General features: G+C 69.0%; 6 protein-coding genes and 1 pseudogene. 6 read left to right on the plus strand and 1 reads right to left on the minus strand.

Annotation, left to right across the window (positions count from 1 at the left end; genetic code table 11):
- The 5 genes from AC5WS8_RS38945 to AC5WS8_RS38965 form a co-directional block, all read left to right on the plus strand.
- A partial coding sequence (locus AC5WS8_RS38945; protein ID WP_496108205.1) for an SPDY domain-containing protein occupies positions 1 to 194 on the plus strand: 194 nt, incomplete at its 5' end.
- Between the two features lie 102 nt (positions 195 to 296).
- Positions 297 to 587, plus strand: coding sequence for a hypothetical protein (locus AC5WS8_RS38950; RefSeq protein ID WP_435612703.1), 291 nt, complete (start codon positions 297 to 299; stop codon positions 585 to 587).
- A 16-nt stretch (positions 588 to 603) separates the two neighbouring features.
- Entirely contained in the window at positions 604 to 1,425 is an 822-nt protein-coding gene (locus AC5WS8_RS38955; RefSeq protein ID WP_006143135.1) for an SPDY domain-containing protein, read from the plus strand.
- Between the two features lie 262 nt (positions 1,426 to 1,687).
- The gene (locus AC5WS8_RS38960; RefSeq protein ID WP_199880944.1) at positions 1,688 to 1,843 is read left to right on the plus strand and encodes a hypothetical protein; all 156 of its coding nucleotides are present in this window, start codon (positions 1,688 to 1,690) and stop codon (positions 1,841 to 1,843) included.
- 7 nt (positions 1,844 to 1,850) lie between these two features.
- Positions 1,851 to 2,318 carry an NUDIX hydrolase gene (locus tag AC5WS8_RS38965; protein WP_435612701.1) on the plus strand — a complete coding sequence of 156 codons (468 nt, stop codon included), beginning with the start codon at positions 1,851 to 1,853 and terminating at the stop codon, positions 2,316 to 2,318.
- A 10-nt stretch (positions 2,319 to 2,328) separates the two neighbouring features.
- Here the strand turns inward: AC5WS8_RS38965 and AC5WS8_RS38970 are convergent, their stop codons facing one another.
- Positions 2,329 to 2,898: an HD domain-containing protein gene (locus AC5WS8_RS38970; RefSeq protein ID WP_496108206.1), complete on the minus strand. Its 570-nt coding sequence runs from the start codon at positions 2,896 to 2,898 to the stop codon at positions 2,329 to 2,331.
- Positions 2,899 to 3,317: 419 nt separating this feature from the next.
- Between AC5WS8_RS38970 and AC5WS8_RS38975 the strand changes: the two are divergent.
- Positions 3,318 to 3,685 (plus strand): annotated as a pseudogene (locus AC5WS8_RS38975) (serine--tRNA ligase); the annotation flags it as partial.

The raw sequence follows: 3,685 nt of genomic DNA on the forward strand, positions 1-3,685 counted from the left end.
GCTCCAAGGACGGCCGGTTCTACCTCGGCTGGTTCCCGCTCGGTCGTCCTGGCACCGACGGCGAGGGATGGAAGATCGCCGTCACCGGCACGGCCAACGTACCCGGCTACCAGCTGTCGTTCGACACCGAGACGCCGGCCGACATCGTCGCTGCCGCCGTGGCGCGCGTGCTGGAAACCTCACGTCGCGTATGACAGTGCCCCACGCGTAGTCCTCGCTGGGAGGGTGGCCGGCTGACTGCCAGGCCGCCGGCTGATTCCACCGCTCACCGTTTTCCTCACCCAAGGAGGCCGTTCATGACGTCCACGGAGATGACCGTCGGCGATCTCATCGACCTGCTGTCTGGTTGCGACCGCAGTGCTCCCGTCCGCCAGGCCATGAACCCGTTCTTTCCGATGGCACACCGCTTGGCGCAAGTCGTGCAGTCCGTGGACGAGACCGGCCAAACCGTCGTCTACCTCGCCGAAGACCGAGACGAGGGCTCACAGCTCGGCCATCTGCCGCCCGAGGTCGCCGTCGCTCTGACCTGGCAGGGCGACACGCAGGCACCGCCGCGCCGCCCCCGCCGCCGTGCCGGCGGCAACTAGACCCGCACCGAGCCCTTTGGAGGCGCCCCTGTACCCCGAATTCCCGCCCAACCCGTCCACTCCACGCGGCGGCCAGCTCGCGTTCTGGGTCGGCCCCCGGCACCTGGCCGGTGACGATGGGCGCCTCTACGACACCGTCGCCGACACGCTCGCCGGCCTGGGCTGGACGAGCCTGACGATCGTCCGTGGACGGCACGAGCCGGACGAAGCACCCGAGGACCGCCAGGTCCTGCGCAGCACCGTCCTGCACATCAGCCCCGACGCGCGCTGCTGGGCGCAGTGGAGCCTGGCGGACGAGCCGTTCCACCTGGGCGACTTGCCGATCGCCTGGCAGATCTCCGCCCGTGCGGACACGAACAACCCGCTCGCCCAGTGGTCGGCCTACTTCACCCCCGACGTCCCCGGCGAGGCCGTGACCGACTTCCTCGTCGCGCTCGACGCCCGCGACCAGCCCGCCCTGCCGCTCGCCGGCCCCGAGCTGGTCCTCGACACCGTCGCCGCACACGGCTGGCTCCGCGACATCGACCAGCCCCAGGCGGCAGCGACGGACCCGACGTTCACCTCGCACATCAGCCTTGGCGAGGTGCCGCCGCTCATCCAGGACGCCGACCCGCGCACCCTGGTCGCCGAGGCCGACGCTGCGGGACCGGCCGGATGGCAGGCATGGGCCGAGCCCGCGCTGGGCACGCAGTGCCTGTGGGCGGCGTCCTTCGCAGCCAGCGTCCCGCACGACCTGGTCGCCGCGTTCGCCGCCTCGCTCAGCTCGACCGCACCGGTCCTGCGCCGGGTGCTGCCGGCGAGCACGCGGGACCGGCTCCTGCGCGCCCCGGCTGGCTGAACGCCGGTGTCCGTCCTTCATTCGACGCATGAAGCCCGGCCTCCCCGATTTCGGGAGGGGCGGGCTTCATGCTGCTGTGTTTGCCGGTGCGCTGAGGGGTTCGGACCGTGACGGCAGTATGTGACGACAGCGGCGACAGAACCCGTAATCCCCACCAGCAGTGCCATCTTGCCTGCCCAGACGATGCGTTCCACGATCTCGCCCCGATTGTCAGACCGGAGTGCCATCGTTCGTCCATGTTCACCCTTACGACGACCACCTCATGGTCAACCCGCACATCTGGGGCCAGCCGGCCAGCGCCAACCCGCTACTCCAGCTCCGCAACATAGACGGCGGGGAGTGGTTCCAGCGGTACGGCGACAGCTTCGAGGCCGTGTGGGCATCCGCGCGCCCCTGGGCGCCCGACAGACAGGAGTAGCACTGCCGTGGGCAGGACCGAGTACTACCACGACCCCAAGGCCCCCAAGGCCAACACCCTTATCCCCGCCAGCAACCTGCTCGTGGTCAACGACGAAGGCGCCATCCTTCTCCAGCGACGCCGCGACACCGGCCAGTGGGCCCTGCCCGGAGGAGCCCAGGACATCGGCGAGAGCCCGGCGCAGTGCGCCGTCCGCGAGTGCGAGGAGGAGACCGGCATCGTCGCGGCGGTCACCGGCTTCCTCGGCGTCTACTCCAACCCGGAGCACATCATCGAGTACACCGACGGCGAGATCCGGCAGCAGTACGAGGCCGTGTACATCGGCCGCCCCGTAGGGGGGAACCCCACCGTCAATGAGGAGGCCGACGGCGTGCGCTGGGTTCACCCGGACGACCTGGACAAGCTCGACATCCACCCGAGCATGCACGAGCAGATCGGCCACTACCTGACCGGGGCTTACCCCTACCTCGGCTGACCGCTCGGACTTACAGCTCCACGCCGGCCTCGACCGCTGCCGCCCGCACCCGATCCACACTCGCGTGGATGTGCGGGGCGGCCTGGCGGATGAAACGCCCGACCACGCTGTCCTCGCCGTAGCGGCCCAAGATCTCCTGCAGCCGCTCATGGGGCGTCGTCCGTCGGCCGTCCGGCGTCGTGGTCATGTCGCAGTAGACCAGCGCGTTCACGAGGAGCGGATCATCCAGGAGGGGGAACTCGTCGGCCAGCTCAGTCCGGAGGCCACGCTCCGCGGCTTCGAGCAGCGCATACGAGTGGTTCGCGACCAGGCGGACAACCCGTCCCTCCGCCCCGTGCACGTCCCGGAGATACCGTGCTCCGTCCAGCGGATGGAATCCCGTAGAGACGAGCGGGGGCGCGTAGCCGATGTCATGCAGCACCGCAGCCGCTTCCAGCACCTCCGCGCTGTTACCGGCCAGCGGCGCCAGCGTCTGGGCGCAAGCGACAACGCCCTGCGAGTGTGCCCACCGGCGCGGGAGGCTGCGACTCAGCAGCTCACCAGCCAGTTCGTACGCCCAGTCAACCTTGGTCGTTGCCACCTGGGGAGGATATGGCAGCAACGGCGAGGAGGTCTTGGGCATCCGTGGCCGTGAGCAAAGGGGAAGCCTGGACGCTGCGGGAGCCGCTGAAGCGTTTCTCGATTGCGGACCTGATCGCCGCGTACGTATCCTTCCGGGCAACGCGTTGACGGAGACGAGTAGCCAGGGATCACGCGAGCCGAGAGAGCTGCTGGCAGCTGGGAAGGCAGCCTCGCGCCCCAGGTGAATCCCCTCCCGAGTGCGGGGAGGAACGGCCTTAGGGAAGGTCCAATGCCCCGCCGGTTGACCCCCGTGACCGGGTCGTGAATGAGGCCACCATCTGCTGGTGGCGAAGGCGCGGTGGCACCGCGAGTTGCCCCTTCTCGCCCGCGCTCCCAAGGGATCACGTCATGATGACTGATCGAACGGAGCACGGCAGGATGATCGATGTCACCCTGATTCGCCAGAACCCAGTCCGTGTCCAGCAGGCGCTAGCCAAGCGGGCGGTCCACGTCGACCTCGACGAGTTTCTTCGACTGGACGACGACTACCGACAGGTGCGGGCTGAGATGGAACGCCTCCGTGGGGAGCGCAAGAGGATCTCGGGCGAGATCGCGAAACGGCAGCGGGTTGGCGAGGGCGTGGCAAGTCTGCACGGTGAAGCATCGGCCGTGGGCGAGCAGCTGACCGCCGTCGGGGCGCGGCTCATCGAACTGGAGCAGGCGCGTCAGGTCTTCCTTGATCCGCTGCCGAACCTACCCGACGCGGACGTGCTGGCCGGGGGCAAGGAGAACAACGAGGTCATTCG

It is taken from the genome of Streptomyces sp. PTL18 (genome assembly GCF_059510295.1).

Bases quoted from the DNA above. Each gene is read 5' to 3' on its own strand.
- AC5WS8_RS38950 (WP_435612703.1), top strand. From the start codon at position 297: ATGACGTCCACGGAGATGACCGTCGGCGATCTCATCGACCTGCTGTCT.
- AC5WS8_RS38960 (WP_199880944.1), top strand. From the start codon at position 1,688: ATGGTCAACCCGCACATCTGGGGCCAGCCGGCCAGCGCCAACCCGCTA.